This window comes from Pedobacter paludis (genome assembly GCF_003173575.1).
Lineage (GTDB): Bacteria > Bacteroidota > Bacteroidia > Sphingobacteriales > Sphingobacteriaceae > Pedobacter > Pedobacter paludis.
The window spans coordinates 51,274-74,993 of sequence record NZ_QGNY01000011.1 but is presented as its reverse complement, the minus strand read 5'-3'; the positions used below and the strand labels follow the sequence as shown (position 1 = coordinate 74,993).

Sequence of the window (23,720 nt, the reverse complement as noted above, 5' to 3'; positions counted from 1 at the left end):
CCACCATGAGAGCAAAACAGTTCCTTTTAATGCTAATAAGCTTAATTGCCATGAACATCACAAATGCAACCGCACAGGCCGATAGCAGGAAGTACCGCATAGCCAGAATAGCCATTTATCCGGAATACCTCAATGAATATAAGGCTGCACTGGCCGAACATGCAGCTGTTGCGGTAAAGGTAGAAGCCAGGGTGGTGGCACTGCAGGCGGTATATGATCAGGCCAATCCAACAGCTGTAACGGTTCTTGAAGTTTATGCGAATGAGGATGCCTATCAATTTCACTTAAAAACGCCCCACTTCCTAAAATATAAGAACGGAACGCTAAAGATGGTGAAGTCGCTTGAGCTAATCGAAGTATCGCCCATTGCTATAGAAATCAAACCTGAGCTTTTAAAAAAATCACAAAAATGAAAGACAGCAGATCAAGAAGAAAATTTATCCGCAGCACAGCTTTGGCCGCCGCGGGATTAATGCTCTCCAAACCGATAAGACTTTTTTCACAGCAAAACCATAACAAGATGAGTAAAAATATAAAAACAAAAGGCTATGCCGGCTTAGATAAGGCAGGGAAGTTACGGGTGTGGGATTTTGAACGTCGCGAGGTTGGTGACAACGACATTCTGATAGACATCAAATTTTCAGGCATTTGCCATTCAGATATCCACACCATTCGCGGGCACTGGGGAAACCAAGTTTATCCGCAGGTGCCGGGGCATGAAATTGCCGGGGTGGTTGCTGCGGTAGGTAAAAACGTAACCAAGTTTAAGGTTGGAGACCAGGCAGGCGTAGGCTGCATGGTAGATAGCTGCATGACTTGCACCAGTTGTAAAAACGGTGAGGAGCACCATTGCGAAACTACTGGCATGGTGGGTACTTATGGTGCACCCGACAAAACCTCACCGTCGGGCATTACACAGGGCGGATATTCAAACAATATTGTGGTAAAAGCGCATTTTGCCATTCATATACCTAAAAACATCAGCCTACAGCATGCAGCACCTTTACTGTGTGCAGGCATTACAACCTATTCGCCGCTAATGAAAGCTAACTTTAATAAAGGCGATAAAGTAGGTGTTGTCGGTATTGGGGGTTTGGGCCATCTGGCAATTAAGCTGGCCGTAAATAAGGGGGCAGAGGTATATGCTTTCACCACCAGTGAAAGCAAGCGTCAGGATATTCTGTCGTTCGGTGCAAAAGAAGTGATCGTAGTGAATTCATTGGATAAGCTAAAGCCATATGCAGGCAAGCTCGATTATATGATTTCAACAATACCTTACGCGTATGAACTTTCTGATTATGCGGTGTGTGTTAAGCCCAATGGTTTTTTTACCCAGGTTGGCCAGCCCATTAATGGTGAGTTTAAGATTGATAATGCTAAATTCTTTTTTAGCCGTGTAAATTTTAATGCCTCTCTGATAGGTGGTATTCCTGAAACTCAGGAAGTGATGAACCTTTGCGCAGAAAATAAGATTTATCCGGAGATTGAAATCATCAAGGCATCGGAGATCAATGATGCATGGGATAAGGTGGTGAACAAGGAAGCCAGATACCGTTACGTAATTGATGCGGCTACACTATAATAATTTTTAATTTTGATATAATGGAAGAGAAAGAACAAAAATACACAGCTCCGGAAGGATTCGGACCAGTGGCTGAACAATATTTTACAGGTACTGCCTGGCTAAAAATGCGTGTCGTAGCTGATGAAGTAACCAATTGTGGAATAGGGGAGGTGATTTTTGAGCCCGGTTGCAGAAATAATTGGCATACTCACCCGAGTAACCAGATACTTATCGTTACGCAAGGTATTGGCTACTACCAGGAAGAAGGTTCGCCAATAAAGGAAATTAAGGTAGGAGACGTGATTAATGTGTTGCCGGGCGTTAAACATTGGCACGGAGCAACGCCAAATAGCCGGTTTACCCATTATGCGGTTGGTATCAATACAGAAAAAGGAGTGGTTGATTGGCTCGAACCCGTAACAGATGAACAATATTTAAGCTTTAAATAATTATGCCACATATTCACGTTAAAATAGTCGGTAAAACCGATGAAGAGAAAAGAAACCTTAGTGAAGCAATCACGGAGGCTGTAAAAGTTTCGGTCGGAGCAGATGAGGCCAATATCACCATCAGCGTTGAAGATGTTGAGAAAGCAGACTGGGTCGAAAAAGTGAATAAGCCCGATATTATCGGGCATTGGGATCAGCTTTATAAAAAGCCGGGTTATGATCATTTGAAGTAGCAGAAAGGGATATTGCAGGATGATGAAACCTATTTTAGATGTTGCGTTACTAATGATGCCGATAATTTCCGGATGAATAAATCTGGATTTAGCAGAAATAATGATGTTACTATGGATGAAGTAAAATCTCTACCGTTATTTGCGCCTTTTTCGGATGCGCAAGCGATCAAGACTATCCAGACAGTCAAGAGGTTTCGCCTCTCTCAATTAAAGGCATGGATTAATAAATGATATCTCGATGTCAACTTATGTATGAGAAAAGCCAAAAGAGTTTCCGAACAACCTGTAAAGCAAAAATTTTTCAGGAGCAAGAAGGCGCTATTAAATTTAATTGTTCCGTCAATAGTTGAACTTGTAAACAATTCGAATGAAGAAAGTTTGCTCCATACAGATAGCAACGCCCAATAGATATAAAATGTTTTGCCCCTGGAGCGGAATCGAACACTGTTCTTTTTTGTAACTATCTAATAAATAGAGGTTTATAAACTCGTGTTTTGACGTTGTTTTAGGCTTGTGAAATAAACAGCCGTTTTCGAACACAAATAAGCCCTTAATAATCAAGTTATTAAGGGCTTGTTGCTCCTGTTCTGTAGAGTCAATCCGCGGAAGTTCGAACTTTTATGAGCATTGCGAAGCGATAGTTGATTTTGAGAATTTGTTAAACAATAAGGTGGAAAGGCAGTATCGTAAAAAGAAATTACTATAAGTTTTACCAAGGAATTTATCATTTTGAAATCTATTCCAATAGCCTCTTCAATGAATTGTTTCGCCCATTTTTGTATTATCAAGAAACGACCGTTTTTTGATAATTGGAAGAAGAGAAATAATGATCGCAATATTTCTCTTGCTCTGCCGTGTATTAGAACCCCTAGCTGAACTATCATAGATAGCTTAAACCTTGGTCTTGCAGCTTTGAATTGGTGCTTGCTCTAAAAAACTGTTAAATAGCAAATTAAATTGTTCAGAGAAATCCAAAAGGCGTACCAGTTAATGCAATAACGTGATCGTAAATTTGAGGTATTCCCTTTTATAAGTCCAGCAACTTCTAAGGCTTTAAGATGCTTTGCAACTGAAGATTCTTCAATTGGCAGATCGTTTATTACTCCTTCAGTACAACTTTCTTTCCTTGCAAGCCGGATCATTATAGCCATCCGGGCTGGGTGTGCCAAGACCCGCATGAACTTTGCAAGCTGCTTTTCTATTGGCGCATAGTCTCTGGTGTTGACCTCCATTTGGTTAGTGTTATTTGGCTAGTCGCAATGCATCTGCAAATTCACTTTGCAACAAACTATTTTCAATAGCTCTTGCTGAGGCTTCTACGTCATATTCAAACCTTATAAACTCTACCTGTATGCTGTTTTTATCTGATAGGGAGCTGTCTGCAGCAATGGTAAGTATCACATAGCAGCCCCTGGGATCTCCGTCTTTAGGCTTTCCTACCGACCCGAGGTTAACTACGTGCTTAAACTTATTATCATTATCCTCTAAAATACGATGGTAAGGCTTGTGAGAATGACCAACAAAGAGCATGTCTGCACCTGCTTCCTGCATCATATCTAAAACATACTTTTCATCCGTATCTATTAAAATATATTCATCTATACTTCTGGTGCTGCCGTGGGCAAAAACAAGATTGAGTGTTTCGGATTGTAGTTTGTATTCCAATTTAATGTGCGCAGGCAGTGTCTTCAGGTAATCTCTATTATCCTGGCTGATTAAATGATACGCATAATTCTTCCCTGGCTCCTGGAGACTATTCGGGGTTGTAATTAATTTTTCAACCTTCTGGTCATGATTACCTTTCAAAGTTCCGATTCCACGCTTACGGATCTCCTGGATAATTTCGTTTGGATAGATGTGGTATCCCACCAGATCACCGAGACAATAAACGGCATCGGGTTTTTGGTCATCCATATCGTCTAACATTGATTTAAATGCAGGTAGATTGGCATGAATATCTGAAAATAGTGCTATTCTCATACCTTATCCTCTACGCAACATGTCTGCATATTCATTCGGAAGAGGACTATCCTCTACGGCTTTAGCTGCCTTTTCTATATCATACTCAAAGCGAATAAATTCGACTTTAACACTGTCCTTATTGTTTACTGTACTATCAGGGTTGATGGTTAAAATAACATAACCACCCCTTGGGTCGCTGTCTTTTGGTTTACCTACTGAGCCAATATTAATGGCATGCCTGAAATGATCCGCACCTTCATTCCCTGAGTTTAAAATTCTATGATAAGGCTTGTGGGTATGGCCAAAACACATAATATCTGCATCTGCCTGTTCCATGATCCGAAGCATGCTTTTTTCATCACGGTCTTCAAAAAGGTATTCATTGACCTTACGGGGGCTACCATGTACAAACAGAATATTGCGTTTATCGTGGTTCAACTGGTATTCTAGTCTAATGTGAGCAGGAAGGGTTCTTAGATAAGCACGCTGTTCGTCCCTTACCACTTCGTTTGTGTAGGAGATAGAAACCTTACCTAATGCTTTTTCTTCTTCTGTTTTATAGGCACAACCGCAATCATCACTAGACCTGCCAATGCCCCAGTCATAATTTCCTGCGATAGTTGGTATGCCTCGTTTGCGAATTTCATCTATTACTTCGTTTGGCCAGATGTTATATCCAACTAAATCTCCAAGGCAATAAATTGCATCAGTGTTTCTGGTTTCAACGTGTTTAAAAAAGGCTTCCAGGGCAGGAAGATTAGCATGGATATCTGAAAAAAGTGCAATTCTCATTAATGTATGGTGTTTAATTTTTTTGACGGATAGTATTTCTTGCGGAAGTAAAAAGCAAGGTTGACCAGGGCAATCAGTGCCGGGACTTCAACCAAAGGGCCAATAACGCCCGCAAATGCTTGTCCCGAATTGATTCCAAAAACACCAATAGCAACTGCTATGGCCAGTTCGAAATTATTTCCTGTGGCCGTAAAAGCAATTGATGTACTTCTTGAATAGTCTGCACCGAAGTAACGGCCAGCAAAAAAGCTGATCACAAACATGATAGAAAAATAAATAACAAGGGGTATAGCAATTCTCACTACATCCATTGGAATTTGTACAATCAGTTCGCCCTTCAGGCTAAACATAATTACGATAGTAAAAAGTAGCGCTATCAAAGTAATTGGGGAAATCAGCGGGATAAACTTGTTTTGAAACCAGTCTTCACCTTTCAGTTTAATAAGGCCGTACCGACTGATTATACCCATTGCAAAGGGAAGCCCCAGGTAGATTCCTACGCTTTTAGCAATCTCGGAAATGGTGATGTTTACTTCAAGGCTCTCCAGACCAAAAAAAGGTGGCAAAACGGTAATAAAGATATAAGCAAACACACTGTAGAGCAATACCTGAAAAATGCTGTTCAGTGCAATCAAGCCTGCTGCATATTCCCTGTTACCCTCTGCAAGCTCGTTCCAGACCACCACCATAGCAATACACCTTGCCAGGCCAATAAGGATCAGCCCAACCATATATTCCGGATAATCTCTTAAAAAAGTGATTGCTAAAAAAAACATTAGAAGTGGACCAATTACCCAATTCAGAACCAGGGATACGCTTAAGACTTTAGTGTCTTTAAAAACTTCTCCCATCTTTTCATATTTCACCTTAGCAAGTGGCGGATACATCATTAAGATCAGTCCGATAGCTAATGGGATGTTTGTGGTTCCACTGGAAAACGAGTTTATAAATCCGGAGGAAGATGGTAGAAAATAGCCGGTAGCTACACCGATACCCATCGCTAGAAAAATCCATAGTGTAAGGTACCGGTCTAAAAAGCTTAATTTTCTTCTTTCGGCAGCAGGTGCACAGTTGTTTGCAGACATAGTTTATGATTGATTATTTAGCAGCAACCGCCACCTGGTGTACACGCTGATCCTGAAGCAGCAAGATTCTGAAATTGTACTTTTTGTTTTACTTCAGGAACACCACATAGTTCCGGAGCAAGGCACGCTGTTGTCTTAGCAATAAGCAGGAAGTTTTTACCATCGTAACCAAGGTCGTATTTACCAATAGTTTGAGCCTGGTATTCTACCTCAATTTCCAGATCTTCCATCGCCAATACTTCTTCAGAAAGAGATATGATGTTTAGCAACTTGCCTGCTTTCAAACGATGCTCAAAATCGTTGGCATCCCAAAGTTGGAAGTTGGCTACTTTTTCATGACGTACCGTACCGCCACAATCAATAAAATCTTTAGTAACAACACCAACTTCGGTCACATGGAAATGTTCAGGAACTGGTGTACCGTTTTCTAATTGAAAGTTTACGCTTTCAGCCTGCGCCAAGTGGGCTTTTATTTCTGATAGTTTCATAATTAAAGATTTAAGTATTTTTATATTGCAATTAAACGATTGATTTGATTAAAAAAAGCTAGCAGCAGCTAGCTTCTAGCTTATATGATCCAAGGAAGGCACCGATTTGGGCTTCCAGTAATTTCCATGTTTCAGGGTTTATGCAATAGCAAACGCTAACCCCTTCGATGGTACCCTGGATAATCCCGACAGACTTTAATTCCCTTAAATGCTGGGAGATTGTAGCTTGGGCAAGACCCAGCTCCTCTACAAGATCTCCACAAATACAAGTATTGAAAACTAGTATTCTTTGCAGAATAGCAATACGTGCAGGGTGAGCCATTGCTTTTAATAGCTGAGCAAGCTGGTTCTGCTCGGAGGTAAACATTTCGGTTTTTGTAAGTCCCATATAATATTGCAATATTACGATTTATTAATGAAACAACAAATTTATCAGAATATTAATTTTAATTCTTCTGATCTCTCTTTTTGCTGCTAAGGTTTAAAATCAAATAACCTAATAGTCCTGATATTACGGAGCCGACAAGAATTGAAAACTTTGCTTCCTGAACAAGCAGCGGGTCAGCGAAGGATAAGATTGATATAAATATGGACATGGTAAACCCGATACCTGCAAGTAGGCCAACACCAAGGATATGAACCCATTTTGCATTTTCAGGTAGCTCACTTAGCTTAAGCTTTACGCTGAGCCATGATATAAATAATATACCCAAAGATTTACCAATAACCAGACCTAGCACAATGCCCATTCCCAGACCTGTAAAAAGCCCTTCTACCATGCCGTTTTCAAAACGGATGTTGGTGTTGGCCAGTGCAAATATTGGAATGATCAGAAAATTAACGGGTTTAGTAAGTGCATGCTCTAGTTTTTCCAGTGGAGACTCTTTATGATCTGCTGTTGTGGGTAGTGTAAGCGCTATCAAAACTCCTGCAATAGTTGCATGAATGCCTGAGTGATGAACAAAGTACCAGATAAAAATACCTGGAATTAGGTAAAAGGCAAGGTTCTTTAACCCGAAGCGATTAAAGAGGAACAGTAGTATCAATATAGCCCCGGAATAAACCATATTCATATAGTGGAGATCCGAAGAGTAAAATACCGCGATTACTAATATTGCAAGCAGATCATCAACAATAGCCAGGGCAGCTAGAAAGATCTTTAGGGAAAGTGGAACCTTTACTCAGGAGCGATAGAATGGCTAGTGCAAAAGCAATGTCTGTAGCCATTGGTATACCCCATCCGCTAGCAGTTGGCGTATCACGGTTAAATATGGTATAGATTATTGCCGGCACAATGGCACCACCAATCGCACATATAATCGGAAGTATTGCCTTTTTAGGTGAGGAAAGTTCACCTTCCACAATTTCCCTTTTAATTTCAAGTCCCACCAAAAGAAAGAAAATGGCCATCAGGCCATCATTGATCCATAGCGCAACAGAATACTTTAAATGTAAACTGGTGGTTTCATATCCAATTTGATTCGCTAAAAAGTTATCAAAGCCTTCACCCAGTGGCGAGTTTGCTATTATTAAAGACAAAATTAAACAGGAAAATAAGATAATCCCACTTGATGTTGTAGAGTTGAAAAAGTCTTTAAAAACCTTTTTGTTGATCGACATTGGCATATTTTTCAAATATAACATTTTCATTTTTACGGTCTAAATCTGCCTCCTGTTAATTCAGACACCAGAGCAAAACCATAGGTAATGACAGATTTTAAAAATATTTTTCTATTTTTGCATCAATCGAAATGAGAAAAGTTAAACAAGTTTCATATAACCCTGTGACAAAGCCCTGAATTCTTTCAGTGACTCTTTTCTCCCTTAGCATAATCCCTTGCTAGGGCAATGCCCCTTATTTTATAATTTTTGACCTTTAATTTTATTGGTATGTTCTTACGTACACGTTTTTTTGACTTATCTCAAAAAGTCAACTACAAAACCGAAATTTTGGCTGGCATCACTGTGGCCATGACCATGATGCCTGAATCGCTCTCCTTCGCTATCCTTGCGGGTTTCCCCCCCTTGGTCGGTCTTTATGCAGCTTTTATTATGGGGCTTGTAACCTCAGTTCTGGGCGGTCGTCCAGGTCTGATCTCAGGCGGTGCAGGAGCAGTCGTAGTTGTGCTGATTGCTTTGATGCAGGCGCATGGAATTGAATATGTATTCGCCGCTGTAGCCCTCGCCGGCGCCTTTCAGATCCTGGTAGGTCTTTTCAAGCTTGGGAAATTTATCAGACTTGTTCCCCAACCGGTAATGTATGGCTTTGTTAATGGACTGGCAGTTATTATATTCATGGCCCAGATTGAACAGTTCAAAACCATCATCAATGGAAAAGAGGCCTGGTTGACCGGTAGCCCACTTTTAATCATGGCCGGGTTGGTTGCGCTTACCATTGCTATCGTACTATTCTTTCCAAAGATAACAAAGGCGGTACCACCATCCCTGGTTGCTATTATTGTTGTTTTTCTTGTCGTCCTCGGGTTCGGTATCGATACTAAAACAGTAAGCGATATTGCCTCTGTCAGCGGAGGGTTTCCACCATTTCACATTCCTCAGATTCCATTGACATTTGAAACCTTTCAAATTATATTGCCCTATGCCGCGATCATGGCAGGAGTTGGGCTTACCGAGGGGCTGTTAACACTTAACCTAGTAGACGAAATTACTGCAACCAGGGGGAATGGTAACCGTGAATCAATAGCTCAGGGTATTGCCAATATTCTGAATGGCTTTTTCTATGGTATGGGAGGATGTCCAATGATTGCTCAGACTTTGGTAAATCTTTCAGCAGGGGCGAGAGCCCGCCTGTCGGGCATAGTGGCAGCACTCACTATTTTGCTTATCATTCTGTTTGGCGCACCGATAATTGGTTTAGTTCCAATGGCTGCCCTTACAGGCGTGATGATCATGGTGGCCGTAGGAACCTTTGAGTGGATCAGTTTACGGATCATCAATAAAATGCCAAAACAAGATATATTTATTGGCATACTGGTGGCTGCGATCACCATTTGGCTTCATAACCTCGCCCTTGCAGTTTTAATTGGTGTAATTATATCGGCACTTGTTTTTGCCTGGGAGAGTGCAAAAAGGATTCGTGCAAGAAAATTCGTGGATGGAAGTGGCACCAAGCACTACGAAATTTATGGGCCATTGTTTTTTGGTTCAGTTACAGCGTTCACTGAAAAGTTCGATGTTAATGAAGACCCATCTGAAGTAATTGTTGATTTTAAGGACAGTCGAGTGTCGGATATGTCTGCTATTGAAGCATTAAACAAGTTAACAGAACGATACCATCTCGCGGGTAAAAAACTTCATTTAAAACATTTAAGCGAAGATTGTAGGCTACTACTTAAAAACGCTGAAAGTGTTATTGATGTTAATATATATGAAGATCCGACATATCGTGTCGCTATTGACAAATCTTAAGTATAAATTAGAAATTTGGATGGAGCTTTTTATATAGCTCCTCCAGTATTTCCGTTATCATTATTCCCTCGTTTTTTGAAAGATGACTGCTAGTCCTATCACTATTCCACCGTTTTTTGATAGAAATTGAGATGAGTATTTGATAAACAGTTATAGAACTATTGTGTCTTTTCTAGCAGGCCAGCGATGAAGTAAAGTCTACAGTTGTTTCCTTTCAACCATCAAGAAAAAGGAAGAATACAAGTTATCCTATGAGAGATTTTTGGCTATATTGTAATCACCTACATTTATTGAAATGAAAAACGACAAAACATCACAAAACTACACGTTAAACAGACGTAATTTTGTTACTGGAATTATCCCGGTGATAGCTGGCGCAACAATACCATCCTGGGCTTCGGCGAAGGAGATTCAACAAACCAGAGAAGACAATGACTTTCCAGGACTTATTACGCGAGAGAAAAAGCCATTAAATATGGAGTTTCCATTTCCTACGTTAAAAAACAGGATTACTCCAAATAACCAGTTCTTCATCAGGAGTCATTTTAATATTCCCAATATTGATGCTACAAATTGGGAATTAGAGATTGGCGGCAACACCAATCATGTCATAAAGATCAATCTGAGCGAACTTAAAAAGCTTCCTGCAAAAAAGGTAATGGCTACTATAGAATGTGCCGGAAACGGACGTGCTAACCTCGCCCCAAAAGTGAAGGGTTTAGGATGGGAACAAGGTGGGATCAGCAATGCTGAATGGACAGGAGTACCTTTATCCGTATTGTTAAAGAAGGCTGGCATAAAGGTGGGTACGGTAGACATTATTTTGGAAGGGAATGATGAGGGGATGATTACAGAAGAGCCGAAATCACCAGGAAAAATCAAATTCGCCCGAAGCATTCCGTTAAATATAGCAATGCAGGATCACATCATCATCGCCTATGAAATGAATGGAAAACCATTGAGTGCTGAACATGGTTTCCCGGCAAGGGCAATTATTCCAGGATGGTATGGTATGGCATCTGTGAAATGGCTGATGAAAATTACTGCATCTGAAAAGCCGTTTGATGGCTATTGGCAGACGATTGAATATGCTTACTGGAAGCGTGTTGAAGGACTACCTACCTTGACGCCCGTAACCACTACATTGGTTAAGTCTGAAATATCAAGGCCGGTATTGTTTGAAGCGGTGCCGGCTGGAAAACCTTATCAAGTAAGGGGTGCAGGATGGTCAGGTGATAGTAACCTATCGAAAGTAGAAATAAGCACGGATAAAGGAAATTCATGGCAACCAGCAAAATTAATTGGTCCTGCTATCCCTTTCGCCTGGCAGCTATTTGAATTTGAATGGGTGGTTCCTGCTAAGACTGGAAGATATAGTTTAATGGCTAGAGCGACAGATCAAAATGGCAAAACGCAACCCATGGAGCATGATTTAGACAGAAGAACTTACATGGTTAATTTTATCTCGCCAATTGATGTAGATGTAATATAGCTCAATAAGAACAAATTTCAGGATCTTGCGGTTATCGCATAAGGCTTGTTTGGCATAAACAGTTTATCACAATTAATATTCTACATCAAACCATGATCAGATTCACGTCTATACTTCTACTATTTGCTAGTTTCTCTGCACGAGCACAACATGAACACATGCAAATGGCAACTAAAAAAAATGTCTTCCTTGGGCAAATGGCTCATATGATGATGAAGATGGATGAAATATCAGCTACCACATCTGCAGACAGAGATTTCATACAAATGATGATCCCACATCACCAGGGTGCTATTGATATGGCAGAAGAAGAGATTAAGACCGGAAAAAATAAAGAAATGATTCAGCTAGCTAAAAGTATCAAAGCTGAGCAACAAACCCAGATTCAGCAAATGCGACTCCTGCTCAGCCATCCTGAAGGATTTATCGCTACAGGCAACCAACATCAAAACGCCAACCAGAAGATGATGAAAGTGATGATGGAACAAATGCCTGAAGAAAAACAATTGTCTGATACTGATCTGTCCTTTGCAAGGATAATGCTTCCTCACCATCAGGCTGCCATCGACATGGCTAAAGTTGAGTTGCGGTATGGAAAAAATAAAAATGTAAAAAGACTGGCCGAGAATATTATCTCAGATGAACAGATAGAAATCCAACAAATGAAGACATTTACAAACTCCCATTAACATATGAAAAAGATATCCTTGTTTACGCTATTAATATTCAGTTTTGCCCTACAATCAAAAGCACAATCAATCTATGCCCAAGACAGGGTTTATACAGGCAATCAGATATCTAATACGGTTTCTGTCTTAGATCCCTCAACACAAACGCTATTAGGAAATATTGTTCTTGGTAAACCCCAACCTGATATCTTAAGTCCTCTATATAAGGGACAGGCCCTGGTTCATGGCCTGGGTTATTCCCCTAAAAGGCAATTACTAGCAGCGGTTTCCATTGGATCAAATTCAGTAACCTTTATTTCAACAGCAAAAAATAAAGTTTTAAAAACTGTTTATATCGGACGTTCACCGCATGAGGCAACCTTTAACCCTTCAGGATCACAGGCATGGATATCGGTAAGAGGAGAATCGTATATCAGCGTAATTGATGCAAATAAACTGATTGAAATCAAGCAAATTCCAGTAGCCGACGGCCCGGGAATGGTTGCTTTTACTCCAGATGGAAAATGGGCTTATATTTGTTCCAGCTTTACTGCAGAAGTGGATGTAGTGAATGCAACTTCTTATGCTATTGTAAAGCGTATTCCAGTAGTTAGTCCATTTTCTCCAAATATATTCTGTAGTCCTGATGGGAAATGGATTGCATTGACACATAAGGATGTAGGGAAGATCACTGTCATCAGCACGGAGACAAATACGATACATACAGTACTAAATACAGGTCCAATTACCAACCATGTCACTTTTACTTTAGTTAATGATTCACCTGTGATGCTGGCAACCATTGGCGGAGAAAACAGCTTAAAAGTATTTAGTGTTTCACAAGATTTCAAGCTTACTGATAGCGTTGCGACAGGATCATTGCCACATGGCGTCTGGACTTCGGCAGATGGTAAATTTGCATATGTCGGATTAGAAAATGATGACCAGGTACAAGTGGTTGATCTGGTAAAAATGGCCGTTGTAAAAACCATTGCTATTGGACAATGTCCGCAAGCATTGTTGTACGCCGCTAATGCCAGCCCTGCAAATGCCTCAAAAGAAAATTTAACCCCGCTTAATCTTGCAGACAAAAGTCAGGTGATTAAATTGATGAATAAGGATAATTCAATGTCATCAGGCATGCTAAACGTAAGAAGCGTAGGCTTGACTGATCTTGTCCAACAGGACTTTAAAAAACTCGAGCCAAATACTTCGTATACTTTAGCGTTAACCAACTCCTCAAATGATACGTTTAACGCAGATTATGTCATCAATTCTTTTAAGACCGATGAAAAAGGAGCTTTTAGCGGTCAATCCTCGGGGATAATTAAGAGTGTAGGAACAGGTGGCGCCGATTATAAACATGTGGTTCTTATTGATGATCTTTCAAAAAAGCTGGTGATGATCAGTAACTAATGTATTTTAAACCAAAGATATAACTGCCCATAATGCAGCACTTGAAATTACTATCCATAAAATTACGCCTTGTAACAGTGGCATTATCCCCACTGCTTTCAAGATAGTAAATGAGAGTCCGCTTCCTATCAGGAACAAGGTTAAAGTTAAGCCTGCTTTTGCTAATGCTACAAAGTAGGGCGCAAAAGGCTTAATAAAAGGTAAGTAGGTGTTGGCGATCATTGCCAGGATAAATAGCCCTATAAAATAGGGTATACTAACTTTGCTATTGTTGCTTTTGAACAGGAAAGATGTACCAAACGCTACGGGAACAATCCATAGTGCTCTGGCTAACTTAACAGTTGTGGCTATCTGTAGTGCTTGTTCACCATATTTACTGGCTGCCCCAACAACAGAACTGGTATCGTGAATAGCAATGGCACACCACATACCAAATTGTGACTGTGACAAGTTAAGCGCATGTCCGATAGCGGGGAAAAGAAATAAGGCCACCGAGTTGAGTATAAAAACAGTACCCATTGCAACGGAGATCTGTTTTTCTTCTGCGTTCATTACAGGCGACAATGCAGCAATAGCACTTCCACCACAGATCGCCGTTCCAGCTGATATCAAAAAAGATGTTTTACGTTCTATTTTAAATACTTTTCCCAGGATAAAACCAATGATAAGCACTCCGAAAATAGAAACTACGGTAAACAGTACGCCTTCTTTTCCTGCTTTCATTGCACTGAATACATTCATTCCAAATCCTAGCCCGACAACAGAAATTTTTAGCAGCAGGTTTGTGGCCTTGTGATTTAAATGCAGATAGGGATGTTCCATTAGTTGCGCCAATACTAATCCTAGCAATAAGGCTAAAGGAGGCGACATAAATGGAAAGAGGCACAGCAAAACTGCCAGGATGAAGATAATTTTACGGGTGTTTAAATTTAAGTTTAGCAGGTTACCCGCCTTTATTTTAGAAGAATTTGAATTGTCTTTGATTTGTGTCATAATTTTGATTGTCTTTATTTTCTAATTCAAAGATCCATAACTAATAAACCCCGATCAAATCATTAAAACTTATCTTCCATAACTTCATGTTATAGAAGATAAGTTTTTAGACATTATTTATTCCCAACCCCATTTTTTGAAAATGAGATGTCCTTTATCGGATTGCATAAACTTGATAAAATCCTCAGTTTCCGACTTATGCGTACCAGTGCTACCCCTCACTACAGGTGTACCTCTATAGACTGTTTGTGTAACAGGAATCCTAACCATTGAGGTGAGGTCTGGTAAACGGTTATGCCAGGAGCCAAATGTTATCCAGGCATCATATTGAGGATCATTTTTCCATGCAGCAATACCCAATGCCGAATTTGCAAATGTACCTGCTATACGCTGCTGTATGTTTGCAATCAGATCTTGTCGACCTGCCAAATCTTCCCAAAGCCCCATTTGCCCAGCCCCATTCACATCAAGAATTTTCACACCTGGTTTACAGAGATCGCCCAGATTTTTGATGTTTTTAGGATTGCCGGGCCGTACCAGGATCGCTGCCGCACGTTTATATAACTCTGTCCGAGAGTTCGCCACTATCATGTTTGGGTGGTCAGACATGAATTTTGAAAGCATGTATTCTGCTCCTCCAAAGAACAGATCTGCATGTTTCATTGCATCCGGCATCCATTCATTATCTGGCCCGGCAGTGACTTTAATTACGATATCATGCTGCTTTCCAAAAACCTTCGCACATTCATTGATCGGTCCGAGCGGCCCACCGGGACCATAGACATATAAAGTATCGTTTGGGATTTGTGCATTCCCAATGGTCACTACAGCAACGACTGACAATATGGTTAAAAATATATTTTTCATTGTGTTTATGTTTAAGGTAAATCAAAACCAAACTTTTTGTAGATGGCAGCAGCCTGCGGACTGATCAAAAAATCCATAAAATCTTTTGCAGCGGCCGGATGTGGCGCATCTTTTAACTGTCCCGCTATATATTGCGCATGGATATTCTCTTTTTCAGGAATTTCAATGAGCTCAACAGGATGGCCAATCATTTTCTGATAGTAGGCCTCAGTATACCATACTGGAGCGGCGTCACTTTCGTTGTATAGGATCCTCATTGGTGATTGGCGATGATGGATCATGGTAAGATAAGTAGTCTTATCTTTAACTTTATCTTCCATGATGGTAGATTTTAATGTTTCCCCTCCAGCTTTCACATAGGCTTCTTCAATACGTTTACCGATCCCTTCATTCTCTGGATTGGGCATACTGATCCTCAGCTCTTTATTTGCTAAATCTTTGAGTGACTTCAATGCCTTCGGATTTCCCTTTTGGACCATGATTGCCAACCTGTTTCTAGCATATAAAGTCGTTTTGCTAAACCATTCAGGGGTCATGTCTATCCGGTTCTTACCAGCTGTATAAACATCCGGCTTTAAGGTAATTCTCATGTTGCCCACCACAATGCTACCGGTTTTTATTTGTTGGGCTAAAATGCCTGGGGGAAGCGTTTCGGCAAATACCCGCTGATAATGTGGATATGACTTTTTAAAGGCTGCAATTAATTCGTCAATGCACATAAACTGGTTACCGGCAAAGAAAACCACCAGTTGGGGATCATTAATGTCTCCAAAAAGATCAGGCACATTGTCTACTCCAGGTACTGTGAACTGAACTTTACTTTCAGGTGGAGTATTCCAGGGCGGATCAAAGCGATGATCCTGGGCCTTAACATTTCCACAAAGCAATAAAAATGCAACTGTGGCTAAAAAGGTGTGATTTATATATTTCATGATTTTCTAATTATTTGGTTTAAGGATGTACAACTGCCCATCCCTGATATTGACGGATGATGATTTCACCATTGCCGCTGGGTACATAACTGATAAAATCAAATAAGGTATTTTTTTCGATTTTCCTTTCTCTGACGGTATTTTCACATTGTGCAAGAATTACTCCTCTGGATTGCAGTTCTAACAATGTTTTTTCAAAAGATCCGTTCTTCTGGTAAACAGCTACGCCATCTCCAAAGGCAATAAGTTCTGCATTGATTTTCCCTTTTAACCTGGGATCGTCGAGTGCATTTTTTAGGTTTCGAAGTGTTCCTGCAATCTTTTTCTCATCACCGTTATTGATTACATACAGTGCCTTATAATTTTTCAGGGTGGCTTTTGCCCCTGTAAAATTAGCAGGTGTAGCTTGGGCAAAAGTGGCCGAGGTTGCTGCGATCAGCAAAAATAATGTACAGATTAAGGTTATTTTTTTCATGATTTTAGATTTTGATGATTTATTTAGTTGTTAGTTTTACTTGTTTTTCGGAGGTTACAATTGGTGCAAATGGACCATACTTATGTTGATTTTCAGAAAATTTGTCGGCATATGGTCCGTATGGCGCATCAAAAGGTTTTTTTAACAAATCAGGGTAATCTTTTCCCTGATCTTTATGTGGTCTTGGCTGTGAGTTCACAAAAGCAGCGAGATCCCAGGCCTCCTCATCACTTAACTGCGCATCTCCATATCTGGCACCATATGGCATATTGTTCTTTACGAACCCCGCAAAGTTACTGAGTCTATACATCCCTGCGCCATCATTGTAGCTGTGTTTGCCCCATAATGGCGGATAAACATAAGTTAGTTTGTCTTCATCGAGTATTCCCTCACCATTTGCACCATGACAACTTTGACATTTACTGGTATATAAAATCGCTCCATGTTTGACATTCGCTGCCCTATCCAGGAATTTTAATTTTTCGGTTCCCGTTCCAAACACTTTCTCCCCTTTTTTTACACCTGTTCCAAGCCATTTCATATAAGCCAGCATTGCCTGTATCTCTTTACTAGATTCGTCTGGTACTTTGCCTGCAAGACTTCGATTGAAGCACTCTGCAATACGTGCCGATGCAGGTTCAACCTTTCCTGATCTGCCACTCATTTTAGGAAAACTGGAAATAAAACCAGCATAATTATTTCCGAACAGTTTGGTTCCACCCTCGAGGTGACAATTCTGACAATTCATACCATTTGTAATACGGGCTATGGATCCATTTGGCCCAAAATATTTGCTCGTATGTGCTATTAATTCTTTGCCATACCTGATCATCTGGCCGTACTTGGTGTCCGCCGGAATCGTATTTTCATCAGGCGCTTTCCAGGCATCAGCAGGTACAACCTGGCTTTTGACGTTAACAGCAGCTATACCGGTTTCCACATCCTGTTTGGTTTTTGCTGTCACTACATCTGGCTGCCCATTAAAAAATAAAGTGCAGATGAAAATGGTTCCACAAGCAACAAATAGAAACGCAATGATAGCCGTTGTCCTGGCTGTATATATAAGTGCTTGTCTGATTTCTTTTTCTGTTGATTCCTTATTCATAACCAATATTTTTCTGTTACAAATGTGCATTTATTCTACTCATCAGAAAAAGCATAAAAAGTTATTGATGATAACGTAAGGTTATGATGTCAGTACCCGTTGAAACAAATTGTTTGTATCTTAGGTTATCTACTAAAACCGTGTATGATAGATTTCCGTTTGCAAGTATTTTATGCTGTCGCTAAAAGGCTGAATTTTACAAAGGCCTCGGCAGAGTTATTTATCAGTCAGCCTGCTGTAACCAAACACATTAAAGAATTAGAGCAGGAGTTCAAAATGTCATTATTTGAACGCAGTGGAAACAAAAAAATCAGCCTCACCCCAGCCGGCGAATTATTGTTGCATTACGCAGAACAGATTTTTGGAACTTACCGGGAACTGGAATATGATATGAATCTACTTACTAAACAGCATAAAGGAATATTGAGGATTGGTGCCAGCAGTACTGTGGCACAATATATCATTCCACCTGTATTGGCACAGTTTCACAATAAGTTTAAGGATATACAAATTCAACTGGTTACCGGAAACACAGAAGATGTAGAGCAGCGTTTGATTGCTAAGGAAATAGATTTTGGAATCATTGAAGGCATCTCCCGGAACCCACAGATTAAATACGAACAATATCTAAAAGACGAGCTGGTGCTGGTGTGTTCTGGTCACAATTATGCCATGAAAAAGGAAATGATCAAACCGAATGAGTTGAAGGATTATGATTTATTACTTCGTGAACCTGGTTCTGGTACACTAGATGTTATTGCATATGCTTTAAAAGCACACCAGATAAAGGTGGGGGACTTAAATATAGAAATGCAGTTAGGTAGTACCGAAAGCATTAAATCCTATTTGATTCACAGCAAATGCCTGGCTTTTTTATCTATCCACTCCATATTGAAAGAGCTCAAGAATAATGAATGCCGCATCATAGATATCAAGGATATGGTTATCGAAAGGCCGTTTCATTTCATTCAGCTTCATGGTCAGCAGGACGCTCTGGCGGAACTATTTATGCGCTTCGCTAAAAGCTACAACTATAATGTATAGTGTTACCGAAATTTCGAGGCAATATCAGCCAGCTAAAGTGCTGCTGCTCTTTGTTTCTGAAGCTCCTGGAGGTGACGATAAACATTTTTACCTGGGAAATACTAATCTGTTTCGAACAATTTATCTTGCATTTAGTGAGGTATTTGGCGATTTTAAATCTGTAGAAGATTTTTTGCAGTTCTTTAAAGGCACGGGATGCTTTTTGGAACATCTAACTTGTACACCTATTGATAAATCGTCAGTTAAAATCAGAAAAAACCAGAGGCAGGGGGGAATAGAGCAATTAGCTCATAAAATCAGAACATATCAACCCCGATTAATCATGATCCTAATGAAAAGCATTGAACAAGAGGTTAAAGAATCTATTGACCTATCAGGCTTATCGTTTATCGAAGAAATTGCAGTTACCTGCTATCCTGCCGGCACTGAATCAAACAGGCTTACTTGCATCCGGGATACCAGGGTTATCATCTCCAAACTGGCATCGATATTGACATAACATGCAAATATATTGCTGTAATATACCGATACAGAACAAGATGAAAATTCAAGATCAGGAAAACACCAAACAGCATGCAGGAGACCATTTGGCTAATGAAAGAACATTTTTGGCCTGGATCAGAACCAGTATTGGTATCATGGGATTTGGCTTCGTGGTGATGAAATTCTCGCTATTTATCAAGCAGATCAGTGCCGCACTGGGGAGTAAAGTGCCCCTGCACCAAACCGGAGATTCCCGCATTATCGGGATTTTTCTAGTTGCCCTGGGAGCAATTACTATCATTTGTTCTTACTTAAGATATAATTCAACGAAAGAACAACTGAATCAGGGGGTGTATTACCATTCAACACTTTTTGTTAAAGTTTTAACCGCTTTAGTTTTCATAGCCAGTATACTTTTACTGCTCTACCTTATTAAAACAACATAGGCAGTTAAATCATCTGTACTTGATGCTTTAGAAAAGAGAGGAAGGAAAGCGGTCGATATAGCGTTGTTTTTTGATATAAATTGCTGATTGCATTGGTCAAGGATCTTATAAAAATTTCACCTCTTTATGATAATCCACAGGAACAGGATAAGTCAATATTTTATGTTCCCGTAAATATTTTGGGTACCGCAATACGCTGTGAAGAATATATACCTGAATGGCCACTGAAAAAATAGGCTGTAAAACAGGCTACCGCAAAAAACATGGTGTATTCACTACCAAAAAGTTCTATACCCATAATCGTACAGGCAAGGGGTGTATTCGTTGCACCAGCAAAAACAGCAATAAATCCAAGGGCAGCAAACAAACTAACTGGAGCATTTAATAAGGTCGAAAGTGCATTGCCTAATGTTGCGCCAATATAAAACAAAGGCGTTACCTCACCACCTTTAAATCCAGTTCCTAATGTTAAAGTTGTGTAAATGGTCTTCCATAACCAGCTCCAAGTATCTGCTCCACCAGGCTGAAAAGCAGAGGGAATTGTAACGGCTCCTTGGTATTCGCTATCCACGCCCAAACTTAAGTAATCCGGTTTCCCGATGGCGTAAGTCAAGCCTATAATAATCAGACCACCGATAACAGGAATAAGCCACTGGATCTTACATACTTTAGAAAAAAAGGCCTTGATCTCATGCACCATTACAGCAAACAGGTAGCTGGCCAGACCAAACAATGTGGATGCTAGAATAACCTTACTAAGCAGGAGTAGGTTTACCGGCAGGTATTCAGATAGAAAGTAGGCACTTTTCTCTATGAGATCGATGTGATAAGCGGTATGATGGATGCCCCAGGCAGAGACAGTAAGATCACCAAGCACGCTGGCAATTAATGCGGGAAGTAAAGCCTTGTACTCTATTCTTCCAATGGCCAGAACTTCCATTGCAAATATGGCACCGGTGAGCGGTGTTCCGAACACCGCCCCAAACCCGGCTGCAATTCCCGCGGTAAGGAGCATCTTGGTGTCTACCTCATTTAGCTTAAACCAGCGGCTAAACATTCCTGCGATGCTTCCTCCGATTTGTACCGCGGTTCCCTCTCTTCCAGCCGATCCGCCAAACAAATGGGTAATCACTGTAGTTATTAAGATTACTGGCGCCATCTGCCTGGGCACTCCACCACCCGGCCTATGGATTTCATCCATGATCAGGTTATTTCCTTTTTCTGAGGACCTACCAACTGACTGATAAATCAGGTGGATCACAATACCTGCTAAAGGTAGCAGAAAAATGAGACAGGTATGCTGAAAGCGAAAGTGAATGGCCCAGCCTAGCAGCCAAAGGAACAAGGCAACCATACTTCCTATTGCAATGGCAACAGGAAGTATAAGCAGCGTCCATCGAACCGCATATTTAAAAACCGAAAGGTGTTCAAATAAAAATTTATTATGTTTCATTGTAGGTTAGCGGCTGATTTATAATTTTTTATAAAAAGTATTGATTCCTGCAAATGATGCCCTATCACCAAGTTCTTCTTCTATCCGAAGCAACTGGTTAAATTTAGATACCCTTTCAGAGCGGCAGCCACTTCCTGTTTTGATGTGCCCCGCACCGGTAGCGACAACCAGATCCGCAATTGTCGTGTCTTCAGTTTCACCACTGCGGTGAGAAATAAAGCAATTGTAACCGTTTTTTTGGGCTAGTTCTACGGCCTTTAGCGTTTCGGAAACTGTACCGATCTGGTTCAATTTAATCAGTACGCTGTTTGCAATGCCCTGGTCGATTCCCTGCTGGATAATACTCGGGTTGGTGCAGAATATATCATCTCCAACCAATTCCACTTTGTCTCCCAAAAGGCTGGTCAGCTTTTTCCATCCCTCCCAATCGTTTTCGCCCAACCCGTCTTCCAACAGGATAATTGGGTACTCTTTTAACCATCCTTCCCAAAAGCCAATCATTTCATCTGTTGTGATCCGTTCTTTAGAACTTTTATAAAATTCATATTTTCCATTATTCCACATTTCGCTGGTCGCTGGGTCAAGACAAAGGGAAATATCCTTGCCTGGAGCAAAACCGGCAATATGTATCGCTTCCATGATGATTTGGACGGCTTCCTCATTAGAACTCAGATTTGGCGCAAACCCACCTTCGTCACCAACTCCGGTATAATAGCCTTTCGCTTTTAGCAGACTTCTCAGGGAATGAAAAACAGCTTCGCCCATACGGATACTTTCCTTAAACGAGGGGGCGTTATGAGGGGCAATCATAAATTCCTGAAAATCGATGTTGTTATCAGAATGCCTTCCCCCATTAATGACATTCATGCACGGTACGGGCATTACGTAACCTTCCCTTTCCACTAGCTGCCTATACAAGGGAATCCCTTTTGCAACGGCCGAAGCCCGGGCGAAGGCGATTGAGGCCGCAAGCATCGCATTTGCGCCGAGCCTTGATTTATTCTCGGTTCCATCCAGACCAATTATATGATCATCGAAGGCCTGCTGACCCTCAAAGGATAAGCCGGTGACTGATTTGCCGACTTCGACGTTAATCCCTTTTACTGCTTTTTCCACGCCTTTACCATTATAGCGCTCTGGATCACCATCTCTAAGCTCTACGGCTTCTTTTTCACCCGTACTTGCCCCGGATGGAGAAATACCCCTTGCTGTTGTTCCGTTAAGAGTGACTTCTACTTCTACTGTCGGATTGCCCCTGGAATCCAAAATTTCACGGGCATGAATTTTAGTTAATTTCATAGTTTTTTGTTTTATATTGATTTTTAGTATTTCGGTTGCTTACAAATAATTGAGTTTCTCAAAAGATCAAAACCAGTGTTCCCCCAATGATCAGCAGGGCACCAAAGAATACTTTCAGGGTAAGAGCTTCTTTCAGGAACACCATTGCAAGTATAATAGTTAGGGCAACACTCAACTTATCAACAGGGGCGACCTGGGACACTTTCCCGATCTGCAAAGCCTTGTAGTAGAATATCCAGGACAAGCCGGTGGCAAGGCCAGATAAAAAAAGAAATAGCAGGTTATGCTTTGACAGTTCCGTAATTCCTTTAAGTTCGCCTCTGGCCATTACGATCCCCCAGGCTACAATCAGTATTACCACCGTTCGTATGGCAGTAGCCAAATCAGAATTGACATTGGTTACGCCGACTTTTGCAAAGATGGCCGTAAGGGAAGCAAAGAAAGCTGATAATAGCGCGTAGATCCACCACATAGTTTTATGTTAATTTTCCGTTATTGAATAATTCCAAAGTAAATGAGTACAAGAACCGTTGCTCCGGCAATGATCCGGTAAATGCCGAACCAGCGGAAAGAATGCTTTTGAAGATAGGTGATGAAAGAGCGGATGGCCATCCATACATCCCACCCGCACCTGCTTTACTTAAATGAATGATCGTAGTTAGATTCGGTTCATGGGAAGGGCGTAGACGCTTAACGGTGTTTTTAATCAGTCCTGAAGCAATCTGATCTGCACTAGCAACTAGTAGCGCAATGGTAATAAGAACCTGCCAAATTTTTTTGCAGAAATTCTGGAAGAGGCAATAAATAATGAAGGCATAAAAAGGAAGCCAAAAACGCTTATCACTGGCCCAGTACATGATCGTATCCCAGAATGCATTATGGTGCTGATTTATCCACAAGAACCATTCAGTTTCAACCGGCAGGACCATTGCTAACACTGATCTCACTTTGGCAGACAGACAAAGTAAGACAAGCGCAATTAAGATAGCTGCCAGCAATAAGAGTTGAGAATTTATTTTTAATTTTTTCACCTACAATACTTTGA

26 protein-coding genes and 1 pseudogene are annotated in these 23,720 nt (G+C 40.7%); 11 read left to right on the top strand and 16 right to left on the bottom strand.

Features of this window, described 5'->3' with window-relative positions:
- The first annotated feature begins 5 nt into the window (after window positions 1-5).
- The 4 genes from DF947_RS21605 to DF947_RS21590 are packed head-to-tail and all read left to right on the top strand — an operon-like array spanning window position 6 to window position 2,246.
- Window positions 6-413, top strand: coding sequence for a putative quinol monooxygenase (locus DF947_RS21605; RefSeq protein ID WP_109932818.1), 408 nt, complete (start codon window positions 6-8; stop codon window positions 411-413).
- Complete coding sequence (locus tag DF947_RS21600; RefSeq protein ID WP_109932816.1) at window positions 410-1,582, top strand: NAD(P)-dependent alcohol dehydrogenase; 1,173 nt, start codon at window positions 410-412, stop codon at window positions 1,580-1,582. Before DF947_RS21605 ends, DF947_RS21600 begins: the two co-directional genes overlap by 4 nt.
- A 20-nt stretch (window positions 1,583-1,602) precedes the next feature.
- Window positions 1,603-2,013, top strand: a complete 411-nt coding sequence (locus DF947_RS21595) for a cupin domain-containing protein (protein WP_109932814.1) — start codon at window positions 1,603-1,605, stop codon at window positions 2,011-2,013.
- Window positions 2,014-2,015: 2 nt separating this feature from the next.
- Window positions 2,016-2,246: a tautomerase family protein gene (locus DF947_RS21590; RefSeq protein WP_109932812.1), complete on the top strand. Its 231-nt coding sequence runs from the start codon at window positions 2,016-2,018 to the stop codon at window positions 2,244-2,246.
- 929 nt (window positions 2,247-3,175) lie between these two features.
- Here the strand turns inward: DF947_RS21590 and DF947_RS21575 are convergent.
- The 7 genes and pseudogenes from DF947_RS21575 to nhaA all read right to left on the bottom strand — a co-directional run bounded on the left by DF947_RS21575 (window position 3,176) and on the right by nhaA (window position 8,193).
- Entirely contained in the window at window positions 3,176-3,478 is a 303-nt protein-coding gene (locus DF947_RS21575; RefSeq protein ID WP_088300346.1) for an ArsR/SmtB family transcription factor, read from the bottom strand.
- A 10-nt stretch (window positions 3,479-3,488) separates the two neighbouring features.
- Complete coding sequence (locus DF947_RS21570) at window positions 3,489-4,226, bottom strand: metallophosphoesterase family protein (protein ID WP_088300345.1); 738 nt, start codon at window positions 4,224-4,226, stop codon at window positions 3,489-3,491.
- Between the two features lie 3 nt (window positions 4,227-4,229).
- The gene (locus tag DF947_RS21565) at window positions 4,230-5,000 is read right to left on the bottom strand and encodes a metallophosphoesterase family protein (RefSeq protein ID WP_088300344.1); all 771 of its coding nucleotides are present in this window, start codon (window positions 4,998-5,000) and stop codon (window positions 4,230-4,232) included.
- A complete protein-coding gene (gene arsB, locus DF947_RS21560; RefSeq protein ID WP_088300343.1) occupies window positions 5,000-6,085 on the bottom strand; it encodes an ACR3 family arsenite efflux transporter in 1,086 nt (361 codons plus the stop codon). The genes DF947_RS21565 and arsB overlap by 1 nt, the downstream gene beginning before the upstream one ends.
- 17 nt (window positions 6,086-6,102) lie before the next feature.
- Window positions 6,103-6,573, bottom strand: coding sequence for a DUF6428 family protein (locus tag DF947_RS21555; RefSeq protein WP_088300342.1), 471 nt, complete (start codon window positions 6,571-6,573; stop codon window positions 6,103-6,105).
- 58 nt (window positions 6,574-6,631) lie between these two features.
- Window positions 6,632-6,961, bottom strand: a complete 330-nt coding sequence (locus DF947_RS21550) for an ArsR/SmtB family transcription factor (RefSeq protein ID WP_088300341.1) — start codon at window positions 6,959-6,961, stop codon at window positions 6,632-6,634.
- A gap of 58 nt (window positions 6,962-7,019) precedes the next feature.
- Window positions 7,020-8,193 (bottom strand): annotated as a pseudogene (gene nhaA / locus DF947_RS21545) (Na+/H+ antiporter NhaA).
- Window positions 8,194-8,463: 270 nt separating this feature from the next.
- Between nhaA and DF947_RS21540 the strand changes: the two are divergent.
- The 4 genes from DF947_RS21540 (at window position 8,464) to DF947_RS21525 (ending at window position 13,578) form a co-directional block, all read left to right on the top strand.
- Entirely contained in the window at window positions 8,464-10,002 is a 1,539-nt protein-coding gene (locus DF947_RS21540) for a SulP family inorganic anion transporter (protein ID WP_088300340.1), read from the top strand.
- A 295-nt stretch (window positions 10,003-10,297) separates the two neighbouring features.
- Complete coding sequence (locus tag DF947_RS21535) at window positions 10,298-11,494, top strand: sulfite oxidase (RefSeq protein WP_008245487.1); 1,197 nt, start codon at window positions 10,298-10,300, stop codon at window positions 11,492-11,494.
- 92 nt (window positions 11,495-11,586) lie between these two features.
- Window positions 11,587-12,183: a DUF305 domain-containing protein gene (locus DF947_RS21530; protein WP_082489588.1), complete on the top strand. Its 597-nt coding sequence runs from the start codon at window positions 11,587-11,589 to the stop codon at window positions 12,181-12,183.
- 3 nt (window positions 12,184-12,186) lie between these two features.
- Complete coding sequence (locus DF947_RS21525) at window positions 12,187-13,578, top strand: beta-propeller fold lactonase family protein (RefSeq protein ID WP_056095402.1); 1,392 nt, start codon at window positions 12,187-12,189, stop codon at window positions 13,576-13,578.
- 6 nt (window positions 13,579-13,584) lie between these two features.
- Here the strand turns inward: DF947_RS21525 and DF947_RS21520 are convergent, their stop codons facing one another.
- From DF947_RS21520 to DF947_RS21500, 5 genes are all read right to left on the bottom strand, one after another.
- On the bottom strand, window positions 13,585-14,571 hold the full coding sequence (locus DF947_RS21520) for a YeiH family protein (RefSeq protein WP_008245480.1): 987 nt from the start codon (window positions 14,569-14,571) through the stop codon (window positions 13,585-13,587).
- A 117-nt stretch (window positions 14,572-14,688) separates the two neighbouring features.
- Window positions 14,689-15,438, bottom strand: a complete 750-nt coding sequence (locus DF947_RS21515; RefSeq protein ID WP_008245473.1) for a substrate-binding domain-containing protein — start codon at window positions 15,436-15,438, stop codon at window positions 14,689-14,691.
- A gap of 11 nt (window positions 15,439-15,449) precedes the next feature.
- Entirely contained in the window at window positions 15,450-16,370 is a 921-nt protein-coding gene (locus DF947_RS21510; RefSeq protein WP_056870676.1) for a molybdate ABC transporter substrate-binding protein, read from the bottom strand.
- Between the two features lie 19 nt (window positions 16,371-16,389).
- Window positions 16,390-16,845 (bottom strand): DsrE family protein, encoded by a 456-nt coding sequence (locus DF947_RS21505; RefSeq protein WP_008245470.1) that lies wholly within the window; start codon window positions 16,843-16,845, stop codon window positions 16,390-16,392.
- Between the two features lie 19 nt (window positions 16,846-16,864).
- Window positions 16,865-17,950 (bottom strand): c-type cytochrome, encoded by a 1,086-nt coding sequence (locus DF947_RS21500; protein ID WP_082491480.1) that lies wholly within the window; start codon window positions 17,948-17,950, stop codon window positions 16,865-16,867.
- A 144-nt stretch (window positions 17,951-18,094) separates the two neighbouring features.
- On the opposite strand from DF947_RS21500, the gene DF947_RS21495 reads away from it, so the two are divergent.
- The 3 genes from DF947_RS21495 to DF947_RS21485 are packed head-to-tail and all read left to right on the top strand — an operon-like array spanning window position 18,095 to window position 19,923.
- On the top strand, window positions 18,095-18,994 hold the full coding sequence (locus tag DF947_RS21495; protein ID WP_056095397.1) for a LysR family transcriptional regulator: 900 nt from the start codon (window positions 18,095-18,097) through the stop codon (window positions 18,992-18,994).
- Window positions 18,987-19,493, top strand: coding sequence for a hypothetical protein (locus tag DF947_RS21490; protein ID WP_056095394.1), 507 nt, complete (start codon window positions 18,987-18,989; stop codon window positions 19,491-19,493). The genes DF947_RS21495 and DF947_RS21490 overlap by 8 nt, the downstream gene beginning before the upstream one ends.
- A 40-nt stretch (window positions 19,494-19,533) precedes the next feature.
- Entirely contained in the window at window positions 19,534-19,923 is a 390-nt protein-coding gene (locus tag DF947_RS21485; RefSeq protein ID WP_008245456.1) for a YidH family protein, read from the top strand.
- Between the two features lie 160 nt (window positions 19,924-20,083).
- On the opposite strand, the gene DF947_RS21480 is transcribed toward DF947_RS21485, so the two are convergent.
- The 4 genes from DF947_RS21480 to DF947_RS21465 are packed head-to-tail and all read right to left on the bottom strand — an operon-like array spanning window position 20,084 to window position 23,706.
- On the bottom strand, window positions 20,084-21,376 hold the full coding sequence (locus DF947_RS21480; RefSeq protein WP_008245455.1) for a voltage-gated chloride channel family protein: 1,293 nt from the start codon (window positions 21,374-21,376) through the stop codon (window positions 20,084-20,086).
- A gap of 18 nt (window positions 21,377-21,394) precedes the next feature.
- The gene (gene eno, locus DF947_RS21475; protein ID WP_008245454.1) at window positions 21,395-22,675 is read right to left on the bottom strand and encodes a phosphopyruvate hydratase; all 1,281 of its coding nucleotides are present in this window, start codon (window positions 22,673-22,675) and stop codon (window positions 21,395-21,397) included.
- A gap of 58 nt (window positions 22,676-22,733) precedes the next feature.
- On the bottom strand, window positions 22,734-23,147 hold the full coding sequence (locus tag DF947_RS21470; protein ID WP_008245453.1) for an EamA family transporter: 414 nt from the start codon (window positions 23,145-23,147) through the stop codon (window positions 22,734-22,736).
- 4 nt (window positions 23,148-23,151) lie between these two features.
- Window positions 23,152-23,706, bottom strand: coding sequence for a phosphatase PAP2 family protein (locus DF947_RS21465; RefSeq protein WP_124910972.1), 555 nt, complete (start codon window positions 23,704-23,706; stop codon window positions 23,152-23,154).
- Window positions 23,707-23,720: the final 14 nt, after the last annotated feature.

Excerpts from the sequence above, each read along its gene's own strand:
- DF947_RS21525 (WP_056095402.1), top strand. The coding sequence starts at position 12,187 with ATGAAAAAGATATCCTTGTTTACGCTATTAATATTCAGTTTTGCCCTA.
- DF947_RS21515 (WP_008245473.1), bottom strand. The coding sequence starts at position 15,438 with ATGAAAAATATATTTTTAACCATATTGTCAGTCGTTGCTGTAGTGACC.
- DF947_RS21505 (WP_008245470.1), bottom strand. The coding sequence starts at position 16,845 with ATGAAAAAAATAACCTTAATCTGTACATTATTTTTGCTGATCGCAGCA.
- DF947_RS21500 (WP_082491480.1), bottom strand. The coding sequence starts at position 17,950 with ATGAATAAGGAATCAACAGAAAAAGAAATCAGACAAGCACTTATATAT.
- DF947_RS21565 (WP_088300344.1), bottom strand. The coding sequence starts at position 5,000 with ATGAGAATTGCACTTTTTTCAGATATCCATGCTAATCTTCCTGCCCTG.
- DF947_RS21595 (WP_109932814.1), top strand. The coding sequence starts at position 1,603 with ATGGAAGAGAAAGAACAAAAATACACAGCTCCGGAAGGATTCGGACCA.
- DF947_RS21605 (WP_109932818.1), top strand. The coding sequence starts at position 6 with ATGAGAGCAAAACAGTTCCTTTTAATGCTAATAAGCTTAATTGCCATG.
- DF947_RS21555 (WP_088300342.1), bottom strand. The coding sequence starts at position 6,573 with ATGAAACTATCAGAAATAAAAGCCCACTTGGCGCAGGCTGAAAGCGTA.
- DF947_RS21510 (WP_056870676.1), bottom strand. The coding sequence starts at position 16,370 with ATGAAATATATAAATCACACCTTTTTAGCCACAGTTGCATTTTTATTG.
- DF947_RS21470 (WP_008245453.1), bottom strand. The coding sequence starts at position 23,147 with ATGTGGTGGATCTACGCGCTATTATCAGCTTTCTTTGCTTCCCTTACG.
- DF947_RS21530 (WP_082489588.1), top strand. The coding sequence starts at position 11,587 with ATGATCAGATTCACGTCTATACTTCTACTATTTGCTAGTTTCTCTGCA.
- DF947_RS21540 (WP_088300340.1), top strand. The coding sequence starts at position 8,464 with ATGTTCTTACGTACACGTTTTTTTGACTTATCTCAAAAAGTCAACTAC.
- DF947_RS21535 (WP_008245487.1), top strand. The coding sequence starts at position 10,298 with ATGAAAAACGACAAAACATCACAAAACTACACGTTAAACAGACGTAAT.
- DF947_RS21490 (WP_056095394.1), top strand. The coding sequence starts at position 18,987 with ATGTATAGTGTTACCGAAATTTCGAGGCAATATCAGCCAGCTAAAGTG.
- arsB (WP_088300343.1), bottom strand. The coding sequence starts at position 6,085 with ATGTCTGCAAACAACTGTGCACCTGCTGCCGAAAGAAGAAAATTAAGC.
- DF947_RS21485 (WP_008245456.1), top strand. The coding sequence starts at position 19,534 with ATGAAAATTCAAGATCAGGAAAACACCAAACAGCATGCAGGAGACCAT.
- DF947_RS21575 (WP_088300346.1), bottom strand. The coding sequence starts at position 3,478 with ATGGAGGTCAACACCAGAGACTATGCGCCAATAGAAAAGCAGCTTGCA.
- DF947_RS21570 (WP_088300345.1), bottom strand. The coding sequence starts at position 4,226 with ATGAGAATAGCACTATTTTCAGATATTCATGCCAATCTACCTGCATTT.
- DF947_RS21600 (WP_109932816.1), top strand. The coding sequence starts at position 410 with ATGAAAGACAGCAGATCAAGAAGAAAATTTATCCGCAGCACAGCTTTG.
- DF947_RS21550 (WP_088300341.1), bottom strand. The coding sequence starts at position 6,961 with ATGGGACTTACAAAAACCGAAATGTTTACCTCCGAGCAGAACCAGCTT.
- DF947_RS21520 (WP_008245480.1), bottom strand. The coding sequence starts at position 14,571 with ATGACACAAATCAAAGACAATTCAAATTCTTCTAAAATAAAGGCGGGT.
- DF947_RS21495 (WP_056095397.1), top strand. The coding sequence starts at position 18,095 with ATGATAGATTTCCGTTTGCAAGTATTTTATGCTGTCGCTAAAAGGCTG.
- eno (WP_008245454.1), bottom strand. The coding sequence starts at position 22,675 with ATGAAATTAACTAAAATTCATGCCCGTGAAATTTTGGATTCCAGGGGC.
- DF947_RS21480 (WP_008245455.1), bottom strand. The coding sequence starts at position 21,376 with ATGAAACATAATAAATTTTTATTTGAACACCTTTCGGTTTTTAAATAT.
- DF947_RS21590 (WP_109932812.1), top strand. The coding sequence starts at position 2,016 with ATGCCACATATTCACGTTAAAATAGTCGGTAAAACCGATGAAGAGAAA.